General features: G+C 60.7%; 1 protein-coding gene. It reads right to left on the bottom strand.

Annotated elements, in window-relative coordinates; translation table 11 throughout:
• Positions 1-351 (bottom strand): IS66 family transposase (locus tag GWC77_RS29945; RefSeq protein ID WP_254367244.1); only part of this gene is annotated, 351 nt, incomplete at both ends.

The raw sequence follows: 351 nt of genomic DNA, 5'->3' as shown, positions 1-351 counted from the left end.
TTTCGTAAATGGCCTGGTAGCCGCCGTAGGCGTCAGCTTGCAGCGTGCCGCTGAACGACTCGAGATGTTGTTGCGGATGGATGCCTTTGCGATCCGGCGTATAGGCGAACCACACCGCAGGCGGCGTCGTATCGGCTGAGGATCGATCGTCACGCACATACACCCACAAGCGCCCGGTCTTCGTCTTGCCGTTGCCTGGTTCGAGTACTGGCACTGGCGTATCGAGATCCATCTGACGAGCGCCCAGCTGTCGATGCTGCTCGAGGGCATCGACTGGCGACAGCCGCGCCGTACCGCTGCTCTGTCGATGTTGTAAACCGCATCGAAGGCTCGTAAACTGCGGCGCATGTC

The organism is Paraburkholderia sp. NMBU_R16 (genome assembly GCF_013282575.1).
In the GTDB taxonomy this organism is placed as follows: Bacteria; Pseudomonadota; Gammaproteobacteria; order Burkholderiales; family Burkholderiaceae; genus Trinickia.
The sequence above is the reverse complement of the archived record's forward strand: the minus strand, read 5'-3'. Positions and strand labels throughout refer to the sequence as shown.